This is a genomic window from Duganella sp. HH101 (assembly GCF_001758795.1).
GTDB classification, from domain to species: domain Bacteria; phylum Pseudomonadota; class Gammaproteobacteria; order Burkholderiales; family Burkholderiaceae_D; genus Rugamonas; species Rugamonas rivuli.
Genome location: NZ_LRON01000036.1, coordinates 1 through 18,773 on the forward strand (window position 1 = coordinate 1; position 18,773 = coordinate 18,773).

General features: G+C 66.4%; 22 protein-coding genes. 20 read left to right on the forward strand and 2 right to left on the reverse strand.

The features are described from left to right. The 8 genes from DUGA2_RS30740 to DUGA2_RS30775 all read left to right on the forward strand — a co-directional run. Positions 1-864 (forward strand): flagellar hook-length control protein FliK (locus DUGA2_RS30740; protein ID WP_141753436.1); only part of this gene is annotated, 864 nt, incomplete at its 5' end. Between the two features lie 7 nt (positions 865-871). After that, a complete protein-coding gene (locus DUGA2_RS30745; RefSeq protein WP_083296548.1) occupies positions 872-1,360 on the forward strand; it encodes a flagellar basal body-associated FliL family protein in 489 nt (162 codons plus the stop codon). A 45-nt stretch (positions 1,361-1,405) separates the two neighbouring features. After that, complete coding sequence (locus tag DUGA2_RS30750; protein ID WP_070273117.1) at positions 1,406-2,143, forward strand: FliA/WhiG family RNA polymerase sigma factor; 738 nt, start codon at positions 1,406-1,408, stop codon at positions 2,141-2,143. Between the two features lie 54 nt (positions 2,144-2,197). Then, positions 2,198-3,118 (forward strand): flagellar motor stator protein MotA, encoded by a 921-nt coding sequence (motA, locus tag DUGA2_RS30755; RefSeq protein WP_070273118.1) that lies wholly within the window; start codon positions 2,198-2,200, stop codon positions 3,116-3,118. Continuing rightward, positions 3,075-4,124 carry a flagellar motor protein MotB gene (locus tag DUGA2_RS30760; RefSeq protein ID WP_070273119.1) on the forward strand — a complete coding sequence of 350 codons (1,050 nt, stop codon included), beginning with the start codon at positions 3,075-3,077 and terminating at the stop codon, positions 4,122-4,124. The genes motA and DUGA2_RS30760 overlap by 44 nt, the downstream gene beginning before the upstream one ends. A 40-nt stretch (positions 4,125-4,164) precedes the next feature. Continuing rightward, the gene (flgM, locus tag DUGA2_RS30765; RefSeq protein WP_070273120.1) at positions 4,165-4,440 is read left to right on the forward strand and encodes a flagellar biosynthesis anti-sigma factor FlgM; all 276 of its coding nucleotides are present in this window, start codon (positions 4,165-4,167) and stop codon (positions 4,438-4,440) included. Continuing rightward, positions 4,437-4,889 (forward strand): flagellar export chaperone FlgN, encoded by a 453-nt coding sequence (flgN, locus tag DUGA2_RS30770; RefSeq protein ID WP_083296549.1) that lies wholly within the window; start codon positions 4,437-4,439, stop codon positions 4,887-4,889. The genes flgM and flgN overlap by 4 nt, the downstream gene beginning before the upstream one ends. Beyond that, positions 4,876-5,637: a glycoside hydrolase family 73 protein gene (locus tag DUGA2_RS30775; RefSeq protein ID WP_070273121.1), complete on the forward strand. Its 762-nt coding sequence runs from the start codon at positions 4,876-4,878 to the stop codon at positions 5,635-5,637. The genes flgN and DUGA2_RS30775 overlap by 14 nt, the downstream gene beginning before the upstream one ends. Here DUGA2_RS30775 and flgA read toward each other — a convergent pair. After that, positions 5,618-6,265, reverse strand: coding sequence for a flagellar basal body P-ring formation chaperone FlgA (gene flgA, locus DUGA2_RS30780; protein WP_070273122.1), 648 nt, complete (start codon positions 6,263-6,265; stop codon positions 5,618-5,620). The two genes, DUGA2_RS30775 and flgA, sit on opposite strands and share 20 nt — an antisense overlap. Before the next feature lie 239 nt (positions 6,266-6,504). Here flgA and flgB point away from each other — a divergent pair, with 239 nt between their 5' ends. The 12 genes from flgB to DUGA2_RS30840 all read left to right on the forward strand — a co-directional run bounded on the left by flgB (position 6,505) and on the right by DUGA2_RS30840 (position 16,570). Then, on the forward strand, positions 6,505-6,867 hold the full coding sequence (gene flgB / locus DUGA2_RS30785; RefSeq protein WP_008449487.1) for a flagellar basal body rod protein FlgB: 363 nt from the start codon (positions 6,505-6,507) through the stop codon (positions 6,865-6,867). An 11-nt stretch (positions 6,868-6,878) separates the two neighbouring features. Then, positions 6,879-7,301, forward strand: coding sequence for a flagellar basal body rod protein FlgC (gene flgC, locus DUGA2_RS30790; RefSeq protein WP_070273123.1), 423 nt, complete (start codon positions 6,879-6,881; stop codon positions 7,299-7,301). 3 nt (positions 7,302-7,304) lie between these two features. Next, a complete protein-coding gene (locus DUGA2_RS30795) occupies positions 7,305-7,994 on the forward strand; it encodes a flagellar hook capping FlgD N-terminal domain-containing protein (RefSeq protein ID WP_070273124.1) in 690 nt (229 codons plus the stop codon). Positions 7,995-8,008: 14 nt separating this feature from the next. Continuing rightward, entirely contained in the window at positions 8,009-9,277 is a 1,269-nt protein-coding gene (locus tag DUGA2_RS30800; protein ID WP_070273125.1) for a flagellar hook protein FlgE, read from the forward strand. Positions 9,278-9,289: 12 nt separating this feature from the next. Continuing rightward, the gene (locus DUGA2_RS30805) at positions 9,290-10,015 is read left to right on the forward strand and encodes a flagellar basal body rod protein FlgF (RefSeq protein ID WP_008449491.1); all 726 of its coding nucleotides are present in this window, start codon (positions 9,290-9,292) and stop codon (positions 10,013-10,015) included. A 31-nt stretch (positions 10,016-10,046) separates the two neighbouring features. Then, on the forward strand, positions 10,047-10,838 hold the full coding sequence (gene flgG, locus DUGA2_RS30810; RefSeq protein ID WP_008449492.1) for a flagellar basal-body rod protein FlgG: 792 nt from the start codon (positions 10,047-10,049) through the stop codon (positions 10,836-10,838). Next, positions 10,838-11,509: a flagellar basal body L-ring protein FlgH gene (flgH, locus tag DUGA2_RS30815; RefSeq protein ID WP_070273126.1), complete on the forward strand. Its 672-nt coding sequence runs from the start codon at positions 10,838-10,840 to the stop codon at positions 11,507-11,509. Before flgG ends, flgH begins: the two co-directional genes overlap by 1 nt. Before the next feature lie 29 nt (positions 11,510-11,538). Further along, on the forward strand, positions 11,539-12,660 hold the full coding sequence (locus DUGA2_RS30820) for a flagellar basal body P-ring protein FlgI (RefSeq protein ID WP_070273127.1): 1,122 nt from the start codon (positions 11,539-11,541) through the stop codon (positions 12,658-12,660). An 8-nt stretch (positions 12,661-12,668) separates the two neighbouring features. Continuing rightward, complete coding sequence (locus DUGA2_RS30825; RefSeq protein WP_070273128.1) at positions 12,669-13,124, forward strand: rod-binding protein; 456 nt, start codon at positions 12,669-12,671, stop codon at positions 13,122-13,124. A 94-nt stretch (positions 13,125-13,218) separates the two neighbouring features. Beyond that, positions 13,219-14,589 (forward strand): flagellar hook-associated protein FlgK, encoded by a 1,371-nt coding sequence (flgK, locus tag DUGA2_RS30830; protein ID WP_008449498.1) that lies wholly within the window; start codon positions 13,219-13,221, stop codon positions 14,587-14,589. 11 nt (positions 14,590-14,600) lie between these two features. Next, a complete protein-coding gene (gene flgL, locus DUGA2_RS30835; protein ID WP_070273129.1) occupies positions 14,601-15,512 on the forward strand; it encodes a flagellar hook-associated protein FlgL in 912 nt (303 codons plus the stop codon). Between the two features lie 17 nt (positions 15,513-15,529). Then, entirely contained in the window at positions 15,530-16,570 is a 1,041-nt protein-coding gene (locus DUGA2_RS30840) for a hypothetical protein (RefSeq protein WP_070273130.1), read from the forward strand. 9 nt (positions 16,571-16,579) lie between these two features. Here the strand turns inward: DUGA2_RS30840 and DUGA2_RS30845 are convergent, their stop codons facing one another. Continuing rightward, the gene (locus tag DUGA2_RS30845) at positions 16,580-18,769 is read right to left on the reverse strand and encodes a bifunctional diguanylate cyclase/phosphodiesterase (protein WP_070273131.1); all 2,190 of its coding nucleotides are present in this window, start codon (positions 18,767-18,769) and stop codon (positions 16,580-16,582) included. Between the last annotated feature and the right edge of the window lie 4 nt (positions 18,770-18,773).

Consider the following 18,773-nt stretch of genomic DNA (forward strand, 5'->3'; position numbering starts at 1 on the left):
GCCCAGCTGCTGAACTTGGCCGACCAGGNCGCAACGCCGGCGCCGGTCAACCCCGCAGCGGCCGGTACGCCGCAAAACATTTACGCCATGGCCAACAGCGCCGCGCTCGGCGCGCAGGTCCAGCAAAGCCAGTCCGATGCGCCAGCCCCTGCGCCGGCATCGTCGGCCGCACCGGTGGCCAGCCCTGCCCCGGCCCCAAGCGCCGCGCCGGTGCTCGCCGCCGACAGCGCCGCGTTCACGCCGGCCTTGCCGCGCGCCCTGCCGCGCGGCGCCGACCTGGCCAGCGCGCCGGCCGCCGACTACAGCGCCTCGGCCGCAGCCGCCAGCGGCGCCGTCAAGGACGACAGCATCACCCGCAGCAGCGCGCCAACGCCGGCGCCGGTCGCCGGCAACGTCGGCTTCAACCAGGCTGCGCCGGCCGCCACCCCGGCCGCCGCCGTGGTCAAGCTGGCCGGTTCGCCCGAGCAGTGGCAGCAGCCGCTGCGCGAAGCGCTGGGCGACCGCCTGCAAGTCCAGCTGCAACGCAATAACGACCACGCGGTGATCCGCCTGGAGCCGCCGAACATGGGCAGCATCGAGATTTCGATCCGCCACAGCGCCGGCTCGCTGCAGGTCAACCTGAGCGCCAACCACAGCGAGGTGCTACGCCAGCTCAACACCATCGGCGACAGCGTGCGCCAGGATCTGTCGACGCGCCAGTATGCCGACGTCTCCGTGACGGTGTCGTCGTCGCGCGCCCAGGCCCAGGCCGACACGGGCGGCCGCAGCGGCCAGCAGCGCGAGCAGGAAGAAGGCCGCACGCCGGGCCGCGCCCTGTCCGGCGACGAAGCGACCACCTTTGCCATGACGTCCGAGCGGGAGTAATCAGTAGATGAAGAACATGAAAATGATCATAGCGCTGGTGCTGGTGGCCGTGGTGGGTGCGGCGGTGGCCGGCGGCGCAGTCTGGTACATGTCCAAGGGTAAAGATGAGCCGGCCGCCGTGGCGGACGGCAAGCCGGCCAAGAAGCCGGCCAAGAAGGAAGAAAAGGAAGACAAGTCGCCGCCGAAATACCTGACGGTGGACAAGGTGATCATCATGCTCAAGCGCCAGCCCGGCGATACGCTGACCCATTACATGTCGGCCGACCTGGTGATCACCACCACCGAGAAGAAAGAGAAGGAAGCCAAGGAACAATTGCCGATGCTGCGCAGCGTGGCGGTCCGCACGCTGTCCAACCTGCCGATGGCCACCGCGCAAGTGATGACCATCGACCAGTTCGCTGGCGAGTTGAACAAGGCTTTCGAAGCCACCTACGAGCATGAAGGCCGGGAAAAACCCTTTTCCGAAGTCATGATCGGCAAACTGATTATTGAGTAGCTTGCGGCAAGCATGAAGACGAGTGGTGCGACCAGTGGAGCGGGCATGGCCTATATAGAGCAATATGCGGACGCTTATGCCGAAAGTTATGGCGAGCCTGGCGGTGCGCCGGTGGCGCACAGCGTGGCCGACGAGCAGAAACACCTGCTGTCGTACGCGCCCCTGGTCAAGCGCATCGTGCGCCAGCTCAATTCGCAGATCGCCGGCGCCATCGACCGCGACGACATGGAACAGATCGGCCTGATGGGCCTGCTCGAAGCGCTGCGCCGCTACGGCGAGCCCGACGGCGCCTTCGGCAGCTACGCCAGCCTGCGCGTGCGCGGCGCCATCCTCGACGAGCTGCGCCGCCAGGACTGGCGCCCGCGCGCGGTGCGCCAGCAAAGCCACAAGCTGCGCGACGCCGTGCGCGCCCTCACCCGCAACCTCGGCCATGAGCCCAGCGAGCAGGAAATCATGGCCGGCCTGAACCTGACGCCGGAAGCCTACCAGGCTTACCAGATGGACGAGAACGCCGAGCTGATCGCCAGCTTCGACGAAGTGCTGCAGGACAGCGTCAGCAACGACAGCGCCCCCAGCCCGGAAGACCAGCTGATGATACGGCGCAGCCTGGAGCAGGCGCTGCGCGGCCTCGACGAGCGCGAGCAGCGGGTGGTGCAGATGTATTACGAATTCGAGCTCAGCTACAAAGAAATCGCCGCCGTGCTGGACCTGACCGACGCCCGCGTCTGTCAGCTCAACAAGGCGGCGCTGGGCAAGATGAAGGCAGTATTGCAAAACGCCTGATCCAGAGCGGGCGCAAGGCAAGATTAGAAAAATGACGCGGAAAGGCGAATCATCATGCAGCAAATAGTCGGCATACTCATAGTTTTAGGCAGCGTCTTCGGCGGCTTCTTCATGATGGGGGGAGCGTTTCACCAGATCTGGCAGCCGATCGAACTGATCGTGATTGCCGGCTCCGGCCTGGGCGCGCTGGTGATCGGCAATCCCGGCCACGTACTGAAGGAAATGATGACCCAGATTAAAAAAGTCATCACCAAGAAGAAGTACGACTCCGAATTCCAGCGCCAGTTGCTGTTGCTGATGTACGAGCTGCTGCAACTGGCCGCCGGCGGACTGAAGGCGCTCGACGCCCACGTCGAGGCGCCCAAGGACAGCCCGCTGTTCCAGCGCTACCCGCGCGTGCTGGAAGAACCCAAGCTGCTGGCCTTCATCGTCGACAACTTCCGCCTGATGGCCATGGGCAAGATCAACGCCCATGAACTCGAAGGCGTGCTGGAGCAGGAGCTGGAAGCCATCCATACCGAGCTGGAGCAGCCGGCCAAGTCGCTCAACAAGATCGGCGAAGCGATGCCGGGCTTCGGCATTCTGGCGGCCGTGCTGGGCATCGTGATCACCATGAACACCGTCAGCGAAGGCGCGACCTCGGGCGAGATCGCCGAACACGTCGGCGCCGCCATGGTCGGCACCTTCATCGGTATTTTCCTGTGCTACGGCCTGATCGACCCGCTGTGCAACGTGCTCAAGCAGCTGGTCAATTCCGAGGCGGCCAACAAGGAAACCGTCAAGGTGGTGCTGGTGACGCACGTGGCCGGCAAACCGCCGCTGCTGGCGATCGACGCCGGCCGCCGCCTGGTGCAACTGAATATCAAACCGAGCTTCGCCCAACTGGAACGCTGGATCAACGACCTGGAAGGCCGCGACAGCGCCCCGGCCGATGACAATGCACGTCGCGGAGGCCGTGGTGCTAAAGCCGCATGACAAGAACCATGAGCAAACCGTCGTCAAGCGTGGCGGCGGCAAGCACAAGCACGACGACCACGGCGGCGCCTGGAAGGTAGCGTTCGCCGACTTCTGCCTGGCGCTGATGTGTCTGTTCCTGGTGCTGTGGCTGATGGCGGCCCGTAACTTCGAATCGCTGGAACAAATCCTGACCGAGGCCGACGGCGCCAAGACCGACCAGGGCAAGGGCGTCATGCCCGAGCAGGTGGGCGGCCCGCGCGGCAGCCTGATCGACCGCTTCCCGATGCCGCACACCGGCAGCACCGAGGAACCGGGCGACGCCAAGGCCAAGGGCGAAGCGCACACCAAGATCACCGGCGAAGCCGAACCGGTGGTCGAGACGCCGAAGGTCAAGTACGACAGCCCGAGCGACCTGGCCGCGCTGTCCAAGGCGCTGACCAAGATGAGCGCCGAGGCCGGCCTGACCAGCAACCTGGAATCGGTGATCACGCCCTACGGCTTGCGCGTGATGCTGCACGACACCGACCGCCAGGGCATGTTCGTGCGCGGCTCGGCCGTGCCGACCGACAAGTTCCGCGCGCTGCTGCGCCGCATGGGGCCGCTGTTCAGGCAGATGGAAAACCAGATGCTGATCGTCGGCCACACCGATTCGCTGCAGTACGCCGACCGCAGCTACGCCGCCTTCTCGAACTGGACGCTGTCGGCCAACCGCGCCATGTCGGCCCGCTCGCAGCTGCTGGCCGGCACCATGAACGCCGAATCGGTGCTGCAGGTGGTCGGCATGGCCGACCGCGCGCCGCTCGACACCAAACGCGCCGACGCCGGCGTCAACCGCCGCATCGAGCTGCTGATCCTGACCACGGCGCAAGCCAAGACGATCGCCTCGATGTTCGGCATGCCCGAAAACAGCAGCGCCCTGACCCAGGATGTCGACACCGCCCTGCCGGACGCCACCCTGCTGCAAAAGCTGCGCAGCAAGCTCGGCGGCGAAAGCCCGCTGCGCGACCCGCGCCGCAACAAATAAAGTACGACGTATGGAAACCAAGCCAAGTAGAGGCACACGCATGAGAATCTCGACAGGAAGTCCGGACGGCATGGCCGTCCAGCGCGTGGCGGAGTCCGCCCCGGCCGAAGCCGCCGAGGCGGTGGCGGCGCCGGCGGTGCAGGCGCCGCTGCAATCGGCGGTGATGCAGCCGGCGCTGCAGGCCATGCGCGAGATGCCGGAAATCGACCAGGAAAAAGTCGACCAGCTGCGCGACGCGCTGGCCAAGGGCGAGCTGCCGTTCGACCCGGCCAAGCTGGCCGGCCTGATCCAGCGCTTCCACGGGAGCGAGAAGTGAGCGAAGCGGGCACCCCGGGCGCCAGCCCGATGACGCGGCAGGACGCCATGCGTTTGCTGCTGGCCGGCATCGCCGACGACTTGCTGGCCTACCCGGCCCTGTCGGCCTTGCTGGAACAGCAATTCGACGCCGCCGTGCGCCATCGCGGCCCGCAACTGGCCAGCGTGGCCGAAGAGATTTCGGCCCTGGTCGACCGCATGCTGGAGCGCCGCGCGCAGCGCGTGGCGCTGGTACAACGTTTATTGGGGCCAACAGCCACCATGATGCAGGCTTTTGCCTTGCTGAAAAATGCAGCACGGGAGAGAATGGAAGCTGACTGGAAGACGCTGGAACAAATGGTTATCGAATGCAAGCGTCTGGGCAAGCGCAATAGCGACTTGCTGGTAGAGCAGTACAGCATCATGCAGCGCGTGCTGCATGGCGAGGAGCAGATTTATGCGCCAGCTTGACCGGATGCAATCGACCGCACCCACTGCTGCAACCGTCTCGAACATGACCGCCAGCCGCCCCACCGCGGCGCTGGGCGGCGCCGTCTCGTCGGGCGCGTTCGCGTCCACCTTCCAGCAAGTCCAGCACGACGTCAGCACCTTCATCGCCCAGGGCGGCGGCAGCCTGGCCGCGTCGTCGGCGCGCAGCGTGCCGTCGCAAGCCATGAGCCTGCAGGCGATGGCGCTGCGCCAGCAAGGCGCCGGCGCCATCGACGGCGGCGCCGATGTCGAGCTGCAGCAGCAATTCCTGGCCTCGATCAAACCATGGGCCGAAGAAACCGCCGGCAAGCTGGGCGTCTCGCCCGACATCGTCGCCGCCCATGCGGCGCTGGAGTCGGGCTGGGGCCGCAATCCGCTGCGCCAGGGCGGCGCCGACACCAACAACCTGTTCGGCCTGAAGGCCGGCGGCAACTGGGCCGGCGCCGTGGCGGCCGCCACCACCTCCGAATTCGAACACGGCGCGATGCTGAAGAAAGTCGAACGCTTCCGGAGCTATCCGGACACCGCCAGCGCCTTCCGCGACTACACCGAGCTGTTGACCGGCAATCCGCGCTACCAGGCCGCGCTCAACACCGGCAACGACGCCCGCGCCTTCGCCCAGGGGCTGGTGCAGGGCGGCTACGCCACCGATCCCGCTTATGCGGACAAACTCAGCAAACTGGCCGCGCAGTTGCAGCGCGGCGGCCAGCTCACGGCGTCGGGGAATTAGTGGAAACGGGCATATCGACAGGTTCCACCGTCGCCGCGCCCGTCACCCGGGCACGGATCACGGTGCCGTTCGCATTGCGCACCCGCACCAGCGCGCCGCGCGCGCCGCTGTCCAGCGCCTCGCCCGCCATGCTGACCTCGATCTGCTCGCGCCTGGCCACGATGCGCACCGCGTCGCCGCGCTTGACCACGGTCGGCGCGGTCAGCAAATTCATGCGCAACACCTCGCCGCTGCGCAGCGCGCGCTTGCCGCTCATGCCCACCACGTCCTGCGGATCGGACACGCTGTCGGCGATGCCGGAGATGTCGTGGCGCTCCAGCAACACGTCCTCGTCGGTCAATACTTTCCCTGATGGTACATCGCTTGCCACTACGGCAATGCGCGCCGAGATCTGCGCGCGCACCACGAACTCGTACCGCCAGCCGTCGGCGCCGGCGCAGACGGCGGCAAAACGCATGCGGCTGGGCAGCCGCGTATCGACCGCATCGACCGTCACCGCCTGTCTGCATGCGGCCAGCGGCCTGCTGCCGCGCACGACGTTCAACTCGAATTTCGGTTCCACCAGGCCGCTGCTGTCGGCCCAGCGCTGCACATGGCTGCGCGCGGCGGCCTCCACCGCGAGCGGCACCTGCTCCGCCGCGGTCGGCGCCGCGACACAAAAAGCGCCAGAAAGTGAAATGCAGAGCAGCAACATTACACGTAAAGCGGTTACAATAGTTTTGTTGAACATGGGCAATACCTTTACTATGATGCGGGAAGCTGGAACGCGACGGGTGCATGCTGCGCCCGCGCGTCATTCTACCCCGGCAACAGCGGTTTTCACTCATGCAACATCGTTTTACAGCAACGTCTACACAGGGGAAGAACATGGCGATTAATTTCAAAGATGCGGTGGGCTTGCATGCCGACGCGCTGCACCTGCGGGCCGAGCGCACACGCATCCTGGCGTCCAACATCGCCAATGAAAACACGCCGGGCTTCCAGGCGCGCGACATGGACTTCGCCGCCACGCTGGCCAACACCCAGGCCGAGGCCAACGGCGACATCGGCGGCGACGAGGACAGCGCCATGATGTACCGCGTGCCCTTCCACCCGACCCGCGACGGCAACACCGTCGAGATCGGCGTCGAGCAGGCGGCGTTCTCGCAGAACGCCACCGACTTCCAGACCAGCCTGACCTTCGTCAACATGAGCCTGAAGGGCTTGGCCAAAGCCATCAACGGTCAATAAGGAGCGCCGACATGTCGTTCAAGAATATTTCCGAAATCGCCGGCTCGGCCATGGCCGCGCAATCGGTGCGCCTCAATACCATCGCCAGCAACCTGGCCAACGCCGATTCCGTCGCCGGCAACGAGTCCGAGACCTACCGCGCCCGCAAGCCGGTGTTTTCCGCCGTGATGGCCGACAGCATCGGCGACCTGGGCAGCACGGGCGGCAAGGTGCAGGTGCTGGACGTGGTCGAATCGAGCGAGCCGCTGCGCAAGGTCTTCGAGCCCGGCCATCCGATGGCCAACGCCGACGGCATGGTGTTCTACCCCAACGTCAACCAGGTGGCCGAGATGACAGACATGATGTCGGCCTCGCGCGCCTTTGAAACCAATGTCGAAGTGCTGGGCCGTATCCGCACGATGCAACAGTCTCTCCTCAAACTCGGTGAAGGTTAAGCCATGACAGTCAGCCTCCTCAACAACGGCGGCAACGCCAACACCGCCGCCAACACCGGCGGCAGCATCACCGGCAACACGGCCAGCGCGACCTCGGACATGTTCACCAAGCTGCTGGTGGCCCAGATCAAGAACCAGGATCCGCTGTCGCCGACCGACCCGGCCCAGTTCGTCCAGCAGCTGACCCAGCTGTCGCAGACCGAATCGCTGCAGAACCTGTCGAGCCTGACCAGCGCCAACGCCAGCGTGCTGCAAAGCATGCAGGTGCTGGCCCTGGGCGCCCAGGTCGGCTCCGACGTCATGGCCGAGACCTCCTCGCTGACCACCGACGGCGCGACCAAGGTCAATGGCCAGATCAACCTGAGCTCGACCAGCAGCACCACCACCATCGTGCTGACCGGCACCGACGGCGCCAAGCACAACGTCCAGCTCGGCGTGGCCGCGGCCGGCAGCGTGCCGTTCTCGATCGACCCGACCGCGCTGGGCCTGCCCGCCGGCACCTACACCATGTCGGTGATCACCAGCACCAAGGAAAACCCGCCGGTCGACCTGCAGGGCCGCCTCAACAGCGTGCGCCTGTCGGCCAACGGCAACGTCGTCCTGAACATCGGCAACATCGGCGAAGTCGCGCCGACCGCCATCACCGCTTTCAACGGTAAATCCGCCGCTTCTGCCACCCAATCTAGTCTCTAAGGAAGGTATCCATCATGAGTTTCGATATCGCATTGTCTGGCATTCAGGCCATTAACCAAGCGTTGGACGTCAGCAGCCACAACATCGCCAACGCCGGCACCTACGGCTACAAGTCCTCGCGCGCGAACTTCTCGTCGCTGGTGGCGGGCGACCAGCTGACCGGCGTCAAGGTCGGCTCGACCACGCAGAACATCGGCCTGTCCGGCGGCATCCTCAACACCGGCCGCTCGCTGGACGCCTCGATCAACGGCTCCGGCTTCTTCATGGTCAAGGACAGCAGCAACGCCATCAACTACACCCGGGTCGGCATCTTCAACACGTCCAAGGACGGCTTCCTGACCGACGCCTCGGGCCGCAAGGTGCAGGGCGCGACGATCACGCCGCCGAGCACCCTGCCGGGCGCCCAGGGCGACATCACGATTCCGACCGGCCAGATCCCGGCCGTGCTCAGCGACAAGCTCAACTACGTGGGCAATCTGTCGTCCGACTGGACCCCGACCACCTTCCCGGCGCTGACGGCCGTGACCCCGACCACCCCGCCCGATCCGTCGACCTACAATATGTCCAAGGCCTCGATCATCTATGACACGCTGGGCGGCCAGCACACGCTGACCCAATATTTCAGCGCCACCTCGGCCGGCGCCATCCAGGTCAATTTCGTCCTCGACGGCAACGGCGCCGCCACCGCCGACCTGACCTTCAACCCGCTCAACGGCCAGATGCTCACGCCGGACCCGAACGATCCGGCCGTCAAGGGCAAGCTGGCGCCGATCGACTTGAGCGTCATCCCCACCGCCGATCCGGTGTTGTGGCCAGGCTTTATCAGCGGCGCCAAGCTGACCGACGCCTTCGTCGTCGACTACACCGGCACCACCTACTTCCGCGGCGAGGCCACCACCTCGACCAACAGCGCCAACGGCTACGCCTCCGGCACCTTCGCCGGCGTCGACCTGGCCAAGGACGGCTCGGTGATCGCCAAGTACAGCAACGGCCAGAAGCAGCCGGTCGGCAAGCTGACGCTGGCCACCTTCCCGGACGAGGGCGCGCTGACCCAGGTCGACGACACCAGCTGGGTGCAGTCGCGCGAATCGGGCGTGCCGCTGGTCAACTTCGCCGGCGTCGGCACCACTGGTTCGCTCAACACCAGCTCGCTGGAACAGTCGAACGTGGACATCACCTCGGAACTGGTCGGCCTGATGACCTCGCAGCGCAACTACCAGGCCAACTCCAAGGTCATCCAGACCGAGAACCAGATGATGCAATCGCTGATGCAAGCGCTGTAAGGACGAGCCTAAATGGATGCGCTGATTTACACCGCCATGAGCGGGGCCGAACGGGCCCTGCGCGGCCAGCAGGTACACGCCAACAACCTGGCGAACATCGAAACCGGCGGCTTCCGCGCCAATATGGAGCTGTCGGCGGCGCAGTCGGTCAACGGCTACGGCTACGACGACCGCCACATGTCGCAGTTGCAGGCCAACGCCGTGTCGACCCGCCAGGGCACGCTCAAGGCCACCGGCCGCGACCTCGACGTCGCCATCGACGGCAACGGCTTCTTCGCCGTACAGGGGCCGACCGGCGAGGGCTACACCCGCGCCGGCGCGATGACGCTCGATGAAACCGGCACGCTGAAAATCAACGGCAACGTGGCGCTGGGCGAAGGCGGCCCGATCACGCTGCCCGAGTACAGCAAGATCGCCATCGGCGCCGACGGCACGGTCTCGATCCAGAGCCCCGGCACCACCACCATGCAGACCATCGACAAGCTCAAGCTGGTCAAGGCCGAAGCGTCGGAGCTGACCAAGAACGAAGCGGGCCTGCTGGTGGCGCGCAGCGGCCAGCCGCTGGCCACCGACGCCACCGTGGTGGTCAAGCCCGGCCACCTGGAAGGCAGCAATGTCTCGGCGGTGGAGGAAATGGTCGCCACCATGAGCTTGAACCGTACCTTCGAAATCCAGATGAAGTTGTTCAAGGCCAGCGATTCGATGGCCGAAACCGGTAATCGCCTGATCGGCGGTTAAGCCGGTCCACGTTACACAACAGGGAGAAATCATGAATCCAGCAATGTGGATCAGCAAAACCGGCGTGCAGGCGCAGGACGAAAAACTGCAAGCCATCGCCAACAACCTGGCCAACGCCAACACCGTCGGCTTCAAGCGCGACCGCGTGGTGTTCGAGGACCTGTTCTATTCGATCGAACAGCAGCCCGGCACGCAGCGCGCCGACAACAACACGCTGGCGCCGTCCGGCGTCCAGCTCGGCAACGGCGTGCACATGGTCGGCACGCAAAAAGTCTTCAGCCAGGGCACGCTGCAAACCACCGGCAACCAGCTCGACGTGGCGGTGATGGGCAACGGCTTCCTGTCGGTGCGCCAGCCGAACGGCGAGACCGCCTACACCCGCGCCGGCCAGCTGCAGGTCGACGCCAACGGCATCCTGGTCAACGCCCACGGCCTGCCGCTGATCCCGCAGATCACCGTGCCGGCCAACGCCACCTCGCTGACCATCGGCGAAGACGGCACCGTCTCCGCCACGCTGGCCGGCAACACCACCGCCAGCCAGCTGGGCCAGCTGACCCTGACCAGCTTCATCAACCCGACCGGCCTGCTGGCGCTGGGCGAGAACCTGTTCGCCGAGACCCCGTCCAGCGGCACGCCGACCGAAGGCAAGCCGGGCGACGCCCAGTGGGGCAAGCTCAAGCAAGGCACGCTGGAGGGTTCGAACGTCCAGGTGGTCGAGGAAATGGTCGACATGATCGCCGCCCAGCGCACCTACGAGATGAACACCAAGGTGCTGTCGGCCGCCGACAATATGCTGCAGTACCTGTCGCAGGCCGCGCGCTGATGAAAGCCGCCCTGCCCGTCCTGGCTGTGCTGCTGACTGCGCTGCTGGCCGGCTGCGCCGCGCTGCAGCCGCCGCCGGTGCGGCCCGGCCCGTCCGACGAGCCGCCCACGGTGTCGCGCGTGGTCGGCCCGAAAGGCACGTCGGGCGGCGTCTACAGCGCCGACCTGGGCCTGTCGCTGACCTCGGACAGCCGCGCCTTCCGCGTCGGCGACGTCGTCACCGTCAACCTGCAGGAAACCACCCAGGCCAGCAAGAAGGCCGGCACCAGCTACTCGAAGAATTCGGCCGACAACATCGTCGCGCCCAATCTGCTGGGCAAGACCTTCGGCAAGGCCGCCATCGGCCTGGGCGCCTCCAACAGCTTCGCCGGCGACGCCACCAGCACCCAGCAGAACGCGCTGACCGGCGCCATCACCGTCATCGTGCAGGAAGTGCTGCCCAACGGCCTGCTGCGCGTGTCCGGCGAAAAAACCCTGACCCTGAACCAGGGCGAAGAATTCGTCCGCCTGCGCGGCTACCTGCGCGCGGCCGACATCGACGCCGACAACCAGGTGTCGTCGCTGCGCATCGCCAACGCCCGCATCGCCTACTCGGCGCAGGGCACGCTGGCCGACACGCAATCGGCCGGCTGGCTGTCGCGTTTCTTCAACGGCCCGCTGATGCCGTTCTGAACGGCCATAGTTTTTGATAGGGTGACTCCATGAATTTCCGCACGCTCTCCCGCCTTCTGGCCCTGCCGCTGGCCCTCTGCGCCGCCCTGGGCGGCGCCGGCCCGGCCCAGGCCGCGCAAGTGCTGCGCAACCTGGTCGCGGTCGAAGGCATGCGCGACAACCCGCTGGTCGGCTACGGCCTGGTGGTCGGCCTGAACGGCAGCGGCGACTCGACCCAGGTCAAGTTCGCCAGCCAGTCGGTGATCAATATGCTCAAGCAGTTCGGCGTCAAGGTGCCGGACGGCACCGACGCCAAGTCCAAGAACGTCGCCACGGTGATGGTGTCGGCGGTGTTCCCGCCCGGCTACCGCAAGGGCCAGAACATCGACGTCGTGGTGTCCTCGATGGGCGACGCCAAGAGCCTGCGCGGCGGCGCCCTGCTGCTGACGCCGCTGCGCGCGGCCGACAACGAGGTGTATGCGCTGGCCCAGGGCAATGTGGTGGTCGGCGGCTTCAGCGCCGCCGGCAAGAGCGGCTCCTCGGTGACGGTCAACACCCCGACTTCGGGCCGCATCCCGAGCGGCGCCGCGATCGAACGCGAGATCGCCACCGATTTCGCCACCAAGCCGACCGTGCGCCTGTCGCTGCGCCACCCGCACTTCCAGACCGCGATCAACATCGTCGATTCGATCAACAAGCGCTTCGGCGACATCGCCACCACCACCGACGCCACCAGCATCGACGTGGTGGCGCCCGCCAACCCGACCCAGCGCGTGGCCTTCATGGCCAAGCTGGAGGCGCTGTCGATCGACGTCGGCGACGATTCGCCGAAAGTGGTGTTCAACTCGCGCACCGGCACCGTGGTCATCGCCGACGGCCTGCGCGTGCGCGCCGCCGCCGTCACGCACGGCTCGCTGAAGGTGGTGATTTCCGAATCGACCAAGGTCAGCCAGCCGAACGCCCTGGCCCAGGGCAACACCGTGGCCACGCCGCAATCGCAGGTCAGCGTCGACCAGGGCTCGGGCCAGATGTTCAAATGGCCGGCCGGCGCCAAGCTGCAGGCGATCATCGACGTCATCAACAGCCTCGGCGCCTCGCCGGACGACATCATGGCCATCCTGCAGGCATTGGACCAGGCCGGCGCCATCGAAGGCGAACTGGTCGTCATTTAAGGAATCCCATGAGCTTCGACCCCAGCAAATTCGACGGCAGCACCATGCGCATCGGCGTGGCCGACCAGCTCAGCGGCGTGCCGGTGGCGCCGGCCGCGGCCACCGCCGACGACGGCGTCGATCCCAAGTACCGCGCCAAGGCCACCGAGGCGGCGGTCAAGTTCGAAAGCTTCTTCATCGGCCACATGCTGCACCAGATGCGCGCCGGCACCCGCGTGCTGGCGGCCGAGGACAGCGTGTTCAAGGACAAGATCAACGAAGACATGCTGGACATGGCCGACAACCTGGTGGCCGACCAGCTGGCCGGCCAGCGCGCCTTCGGCGTGGCCGACGCCATCCTGCGCCAGCTGCTGCCGCCGGCCAGCGCCCCGGTGGTGCTGGCCGCCTCGCTGCCGGGCCGCGCCGCGCCGGCGAATATTGCCGAGCCGCAAAATATTCCCAAAACGCTTAATCGCGCCAAGTAAGCGGTCGCCCTTTACAGTTAACGGGCCAGTGGACGTCGTGTAAACACTGCAAGCGACTGGTCCTCCGGCCTTCACCAGGAAAGACCCTTGCAATATGAGCATCTCTTACAACGCACTGTCCGGCGCCCTGGCCGCCCAGGCCGCCCTGAACACGGTCAGCCAGAACATCGCCAACGCGCAAACCAAGGGCTACACCCGCCAGGGCGTGCTGCTGCAGGCCAACGCCGGCGACGGCTCGGGCCTGAGCCCGGGCAACGGCGTGCAGGTCGGCTCGCTGCTGCGTTTCAGCGATTCCTACAAGTCCCAGCAGATGTGGCGCGCGGCGTCCGACGTCGGCAAGCATTCCCAGACCCAGCCTTACCTGACCCAGCTGGAAAAAGTCATGAGCGATGACAAATCCAGCCTGAGCTACGGGATCGACAATTTCTTCAAGGCCCTCAACGCGGCCGGCGTCGACCCGACCTCGACCCCGCTGCGCCAGCAGGTGATCACCGCCGCCGACTCCATGGCGCAGCAGTTCAACAGTATTTTCAACGTCACGGCCAACCAGATGATCTCGGTGCAGCAGCAGCGCTCCGCCATCCTGCCGGGACTGAACGAATCGGTCGCCGGCATCGCCAAGCTGAACCAGCAGATCATCGCCGTCGGCGCCAACGGCTCCAACACCTCGGCCCTGATCGACCAGCGCGAACAGCTGATCGACAGCGTGGCCTCGCAGGTCGGCGTCGAAGTGCTCAACAATGCCGACGGCACCGCCACCGTGTCGCTCAAGAGCGGCCAGCCGCTGGTGGTCGGCAACCTGTCCGGCACGCTGGCGTTCGACACCACCAGCGGCGTGCAGCAACTGAACCTGACCTTCGCCCAGACCACCTTCAAGCTCGACGACACCAAGGTCGGCGGCCAGCTGGGCGGCCTGGCGAACTTCCAGGAAAACACCCTGAAGCCGCTGCAGCAATCGATCGCCGAGATCGCCGACCAGATGTCGGCCAAGGTCAACGCCCAGCTGGCGGCCGGCTTCACCAGCCCCGGCGTCAACGGCACGCCGCTGCTGGTGTTCAACCCGGCCAGCGCCACCGGCCTGCTGCAACTGTCGAGCGGCTTCAAGACCGCCGACCTGGCCTTCTCCAGCGACGGCACGCCGGGCGACAGCGGCAATCTGCAGCAGCTGGTCGCCATCAAGGGCCAGCCGATCACGCTGACCTCGCTGGGCAATGTGCTGCTGGGCGACGCCGACACCCAGCTGGTCGGCAAGCTGGGCATCGACAGCCAGCAAAACCAGGCCCAGCTCAGCACCGCCACCACGGTGCGCCAGCAGTCCGAGGACGACTGGAAATCCACCAGCGCCGTCAACACCGACGAGGAAGGGATCAACCTGATCGAATTCCAGAATATGTACCAGGCCAACATGAAGGTGATCGCCGTCGCCAACACCCTGTTTGACGCCACCTTGCAAATGTTCGGATAAGGAGAGCCTGAATGCGCATCGCCACCAGCCAATTCCAGGCCACCATGAACCGCGGCCTGCAGGACAACCAGAGCCACCTGGCGCAGATCACCGCGCAGATGGCGTCCGGCAACAAGATCCAGTTGCCGTCCGACGACCCCGTCACCAATGTGCGCCTGTCGCGCCTGGCGCGCGAGGAAGCCATCGTCGGCCAGTACCGCGCCAACATCGCCGCCGTCAAGATCCGCCTGACGACCAACGAGACCTATCTGCAGAGTATGACCAACGACATCACGCAGAGCCACGACCTGCTGGTGTGGGCCTCGGACGGCAGCAACACCGCCACCGACCTGAAGTCCATGGTCAACCCGATGACGGCGCTGCGCGACAGCCTGTTCTACAGCGCCAACGAAAAAGACCAGGAAGGCCGCTACATCTTCTCCGGCACGCTGACCGACACCCCGTCCATCAGCTACGATCCGGCGGCCGCCATCGGCGCGCGCTATACCTTCACCGGCAACCAGAACCAGCAGAAGACCGTGGTCGGCAACGGCATCACGCAAGTGTCCAACGTCGACGTCTCGGGCCTGGAAGCGCTGCTCAACCAGATGGACACGACCATCAGCGAACTGTCGTCGCCGACGCTGACGGTGGGCTCGCCGACGCTGCGCGCCGCGCTGGCCACCAATATGGACGGCGCCAGCAACACGCTGGACCTGGTGGCGGGCAAGATCGCCAATTTCGGCGGCGCCCAGAACGTCATGGACACGCTGGACGGCAACCACGCCAACGTCAGCCTGTCGAACAAGACGGCGATGCTGGACCTGGGACAATTGGACTACGGCGACGCCGCGACCCAGCTGAACGGCTATAATCTGGCCTTGCAATCGTCGTACAAGGCCTATGCCAAGATCAGCAACCTGTCGCTGTTCAACATCCTGTAATGTAAACTGAGCATCGTATGCAAATCTCGCCCAACTCCAACCCCGCCGTCATTGTTCCTGGCAACGCCGGCAATGCGACCGCGGTGGACGGCACCTCCCTGGGGCTGCATGGCGAGAACGCAGCCACGGCCACGCCGGTAACGCCGACCCCGACGTCGGCGGCGCCGCTGCGCCGCGGCCTGAACAATTGGGACCAGCCGCTGCAGGGCGACATTTCCGGCGCCCAGCAGGCGCTGGACTTCCTCGAACAGAGCGCGGCCCAGCTGCGCAACCTGAAGGCCGACCTCAGCGCCCGCCTGGCCAACCGCCAGCGCGCCGACGGCACGCTGGACGCGCGCGTGCGCCAGTTCAGCAACAGCTGGCGCAACCGCAGCCAGGCTTCCGGCGGCACGCTGGACGCCCGCCTCAAGTTCAGCAACAAGGCCAGCACCACCCGCTTCACGGTGCGCGGCATGACCATGGCCAACCTGCGCAACGGCGGCCGCGAAGTGCTGGCGATTTCGCTGGGCGGCGGCCAGAACCTGCGCTCGGTGGTGCTGGAGCCGGGCCTGACCGACGAGCAGATCGCCCAGCGCTTCGACGACGCGCTGGCGCCCAGCGGCGTGCGCGCCGGTCTCAACGAGGACGGCCAGCTGGAGTTCACCACCGACGAAGCGTCGTGGACCAATGTGCGCGACACCATCGCCGTGCAGGGCGGCGGCATCCGCTTCCCGACCGGCCAGCTGAACCGCGTGAAGGCCGAGGCCGAAACGCCGGCCGTCGATCCGGACAGTTGGCAGACCTCGGACATGGAATCGATCCGCGCCACGCTGCAGCAGGTGGTGCAGGCGCTGGCGCAGGTGGAACAGGCGATCGCCTCGGTGCACACGGCGCTCAACCAGGTCAGCGCCCGCGTGCAGAGCGCGGCGCCCAGCGACACCACCGACGGCATGGACCAGGTGGCGCAGAATTTCGTCTCGACCGCCAAGCAGCCCGGCTACCAGTCGCTGCTGTCGATCACCTCGGCGCTGGCCGGCATCAGCCGCGAGCGCGTGATCTCGCTGCTGAGCCTGCGCTAGGCCGGCGCGTCAATCCTCGATCAGGCGCGGCAGCCCGCGCCTGGCCAGCTCGCTCAACTGCTCGGCCGGCATCGCCTCCGCATACACATAGCCCTGCGCGAAATCGCAGCCGGCCAGCGCCAGCAAGGCGCTCTGGGCCGCCGTCTCCACGCCCTCCGCCACCACCCGCAAGCCCAGCTTGTGCGCCATGACGATCAGCGCCTCGCACATCGCCAGGTCGCCGCTGTCGACCGCCAGGTGCTGGATGAAGCTGTGGTCCAGCTTGAGCAGGTCGATGCCGAAATGCTTGAGGTGGGACAGCGAGGAATAGCCGGTGCCGAAATTATCGAGCGCCACCTGCAAGCCCATCTCGCGCAGCTCGCGCAGCCGGTCGGCGACCTTGGCGGCGCCGTGCATCAGCACGCCCTCGGTGATTTCGATGACGATGCTGCGCGGCGCCAGCTGCAGCTCGGCCGCGTAGTTCAGCCAGCCGACGTAGAGCGCGGTGTCGCCGCGGAACTGCGCCGCCGACTGGTTGATGCTGACCTGGAAGCCCGGCCCCAGCTCGTCCTGCCAGCGGCGCGCCTGCAAGGCCGCCTGGCGGAACACCCAGTCGCCGATCTCCATCATCAGCCCGCCCGACTCCGCATGCGGCAGGAACTCGGCCGGCGCCAGCAGGCCGCGCTGCGGATGGCGCCAGCGCAGCAATGCCTCGGCCCGCTCGATCTTGCCGCTCTGCAGATTGACGATGGGCTGGAAATGCAGCACGAACTGGCGCTCCGCCAGCGCCGAGCGCAAGTCCAGCGTGATCTGCTGGCGCGCCTGGGCCGCCAGCTGCAGGTCGGCGGTGAAATAGCTGTAGCCGTTGCGGCCCGCCTGCTTGGCGGCGTACATGGCCTGGTCGGCGTTGCGCAGCAGGTCCTCCGGCGCCGCCGCGTCCGACGGATACAGCGCGATGCCGATGCTGGCCGAGATCGACGGCTGGGCCGTGCCCAGCGCGAACGGCCGGTTCAGCAGCGCCAGCATGGTCTGCGCGATGCGCTCGATGCCGGCCGCGTGCTCGATGCCGGACAGGATCACCGTGAACTCGTCGCCGCCCAGCCGCGCCACCGTGTCCGAGGTGCGCACACAGGCGCCGATGCGGCGCGCCGCCTCCACCAGCAGCGCATCGCCCTGCTCGTGGCCGAGCGTGTCGTTGACTTCCTTGAAGCCGTCCAGGTCGATGAACAGCAGCGCCAGCTGTATGCCTTCGCGCTGCGCCTTCTTGACCTCCTGGCCCAGCCGGTCCTGGAACATATGCCGGTTCGGCAGCGCCGTCAGGTCGTCGAAATTGGCCTGGTGCCAGATGCGCTCGGTCGATGCGCGGCTGGCCGTGATGTCCGACACCAGCGCCAGCGCGCCCAGGTAGCCGCCGTCGGCGTCGAAGATGGGATTGGTGGCCAGCGTGGCCCACAGCTCGCCGCCATCCTTGCGCAGGAACTTGAACTCGTGGCGCTCGGCCAGGCCGGACTGGCGCCGCGCGATATTGCGCTCCAGGATGGCGCGGCCCTCGTCGTCCATGAAAGCCACCAGCGGCTGGTCCAGCATCTCCTCGATGCTGTAGCCCAGCATGTACGCCATCTTGGGGTTGACGAAGCTGGTGCGGGCGGCGGCGTCGATTTCCCAGATGCCCTCCTCGGCGCTGTGGACGATGCGGCGGAAACGCTCCTCGCTGCGCTCCAGCGCCGCCAGCTTGCCCTCGGCCAGCTCCAGCACCACGCGGATCGCCTGGCCGCTGGCGTCGACGCTGGCGCGCAGCGTGACCGGGAAGCCTTGCTGGTTGCGGGCGCGCACCATTTGCAGCGAGCACAGCTCGGGATGCTTGCTGTTGATCGCCTGCCGCACGAAGCGGTCGAAGTCCTCATGAAAGCGCGGCGCGATGAAGTGCCGCAGCGGCAGGCGCGCCGGGTTGTTGCGTGGCAGGCCCAGCAGGTCGGCGCCGACCACATTCATTTGCAGGATGGTGGTGTCGAAGCTGAGCACGAAATAGCCGACCGGGGCCAGCAGATAGATATCGTTGAAACAGGCTTGTTCGGCGCTGAGGCCGTCGACCGGCGGCGCCTGGACCAGCGGCGCGGCCGCTTCGTCGATGATAGCCATGCGGGTCAGGCCGTCGATGCGTGCCGCCGAGATCGGCTGCCGGCCCGCGTGCAATTCGGTACTGTGCGTATGCTTCTCCATACCA

Excerpts from the sequence above, each read along its gene's own strand:
- DUGA2_RS30745 (WP_083296548.1), top strand. The coding sequence starts at position 872 with ATGAAGAACATGAAAATGATCATAGCGCTGGTGCTGGTGGCCGTGGTG.
- DUGA2_RS30750 (WP_070273117.1), top strand. The coding sequence starts at position 1,406 with ATGGCCTATATAGAGCAATATGCGGACGCTTATGCCGAAAGTTATGGC.
- motA (WP_070273118.1), top strand. The coding sequence starts at position 2,198 with ATGCAGCAAATAGTCGGCATACTCATAGTTTTAGGCAGCGTCTTCGGC.
- DUGA2_RS30760 (WP_070273119.1), top strand. The coding sequence starts at position 3,075 with ATGACAATGCACGTCGCGGAGGCCGTGGTGCTAAAGCCGCATGACAAG.
- flgM (WP_070273120.1), top strand. The coding sequence starts at position 4,165 with ATGAGAATCTCGACAGGAAGTCCGGACGGCATGGCCGTCCAGCGCGTG.
- DUGA2_RS30775 (WP_070273121.1), top strand. The coding sequence starts at position 4,876 with ATGCGCCAGCTTGACCGGATGCAATCGACCGCACCCACTGCTGCAACC.
- flgB (WP_008449487.1), top strand. The coding sequence starts at position 6,505 with ATGGCGATTAATTTCAAAGATGCGGTGGGCTTGCATGCCGACGCGCTG.
- flgC (WP_070273123.1), top strand. The coding sequence starts at position 6,879 with ATGTCGTTCAAGAATATTTCCGAAATCGCCGGCTCGGCCATGGCCGCG.
- DUGA2_RS30795 (WP_070273124.1), top strand. The coding sequence starts at position 7,305 with ATGACAGTCAGCCTCCTCAACAACGGCGGCAACGCCAACACCGCCGCC.
- DUGA2_RS30800 (WP_070273125.1), top strand. The coding sequence starts at position 8,009 with ATGAGTTTCGATATCGCATTGTCTGGCATTCAGGCCATTAACCAAGCG.
- DUGA2_RS30805 (WP_008449491.1), top strand. The coding sequence starts at position 9,290 with ATGGATGCGCTGATTTACACCGCCATGAGCGGGGCCGAACGGGCCCTG.
- flgG (WP_008449492.1), top strand. The coding sequence starts at position 10,047 with ATGAATCCAGCAATGTGGATCAGCAAAACCGGCGTGCAGGCGCAGGAC.
- flgH (WP_070273126.1), top strand. The coding sequence starts at position 10,838 with ATGAAAGCCGCCCTGCCCGTCCTGGCTGTGCTGCTGACTGCGCTGCTG.
- DUGA2_RS30820 (WP_070273127.1), top strand. The coding sequence starts at position 11,539 with ATGAATTTCCGCACGCTCTCCCGCCTTCTGGCCCTGCCGCTGGCCCTC.
- DUGA2_RS30825 (WP_070273128.1), top strand. The coding sequence starts at position 12,669 with ATGAGCTTCGACCCCAGCAAATTCGACGGCAGCACCATGCGCATCGGC.
- flgK (WP_008449498.1), top strand. The coding sequence starts at position 13,219 with ATGAGCATCTCTTACAACGCACTGTCCGGCGCCCTGGCCGCCCAGGCC.
- flgL (WP_070273129.1), top strand. The coding sequence starts at position 14,601 with ATGCGCATCGCCACCAGCCAATTCCAGGCCACCATGAACCGCGGCCTG.
- DUGA2_RS30840 (WP_070273130.1), top strand. The coding sequence starts at position 15,530 with ATGCAAATCTCGCCCAACTCCAACCCCGCCGTCATTGTTCCTGGCAAC.
- DUGA2_RS30845 (WP_070273131.1), bottom strand. The coding sequence starts at position 18,769 with ATGGAGAAGCATACGCACAGTACCGAATTGCACGCGGGCCGGCAGCCG.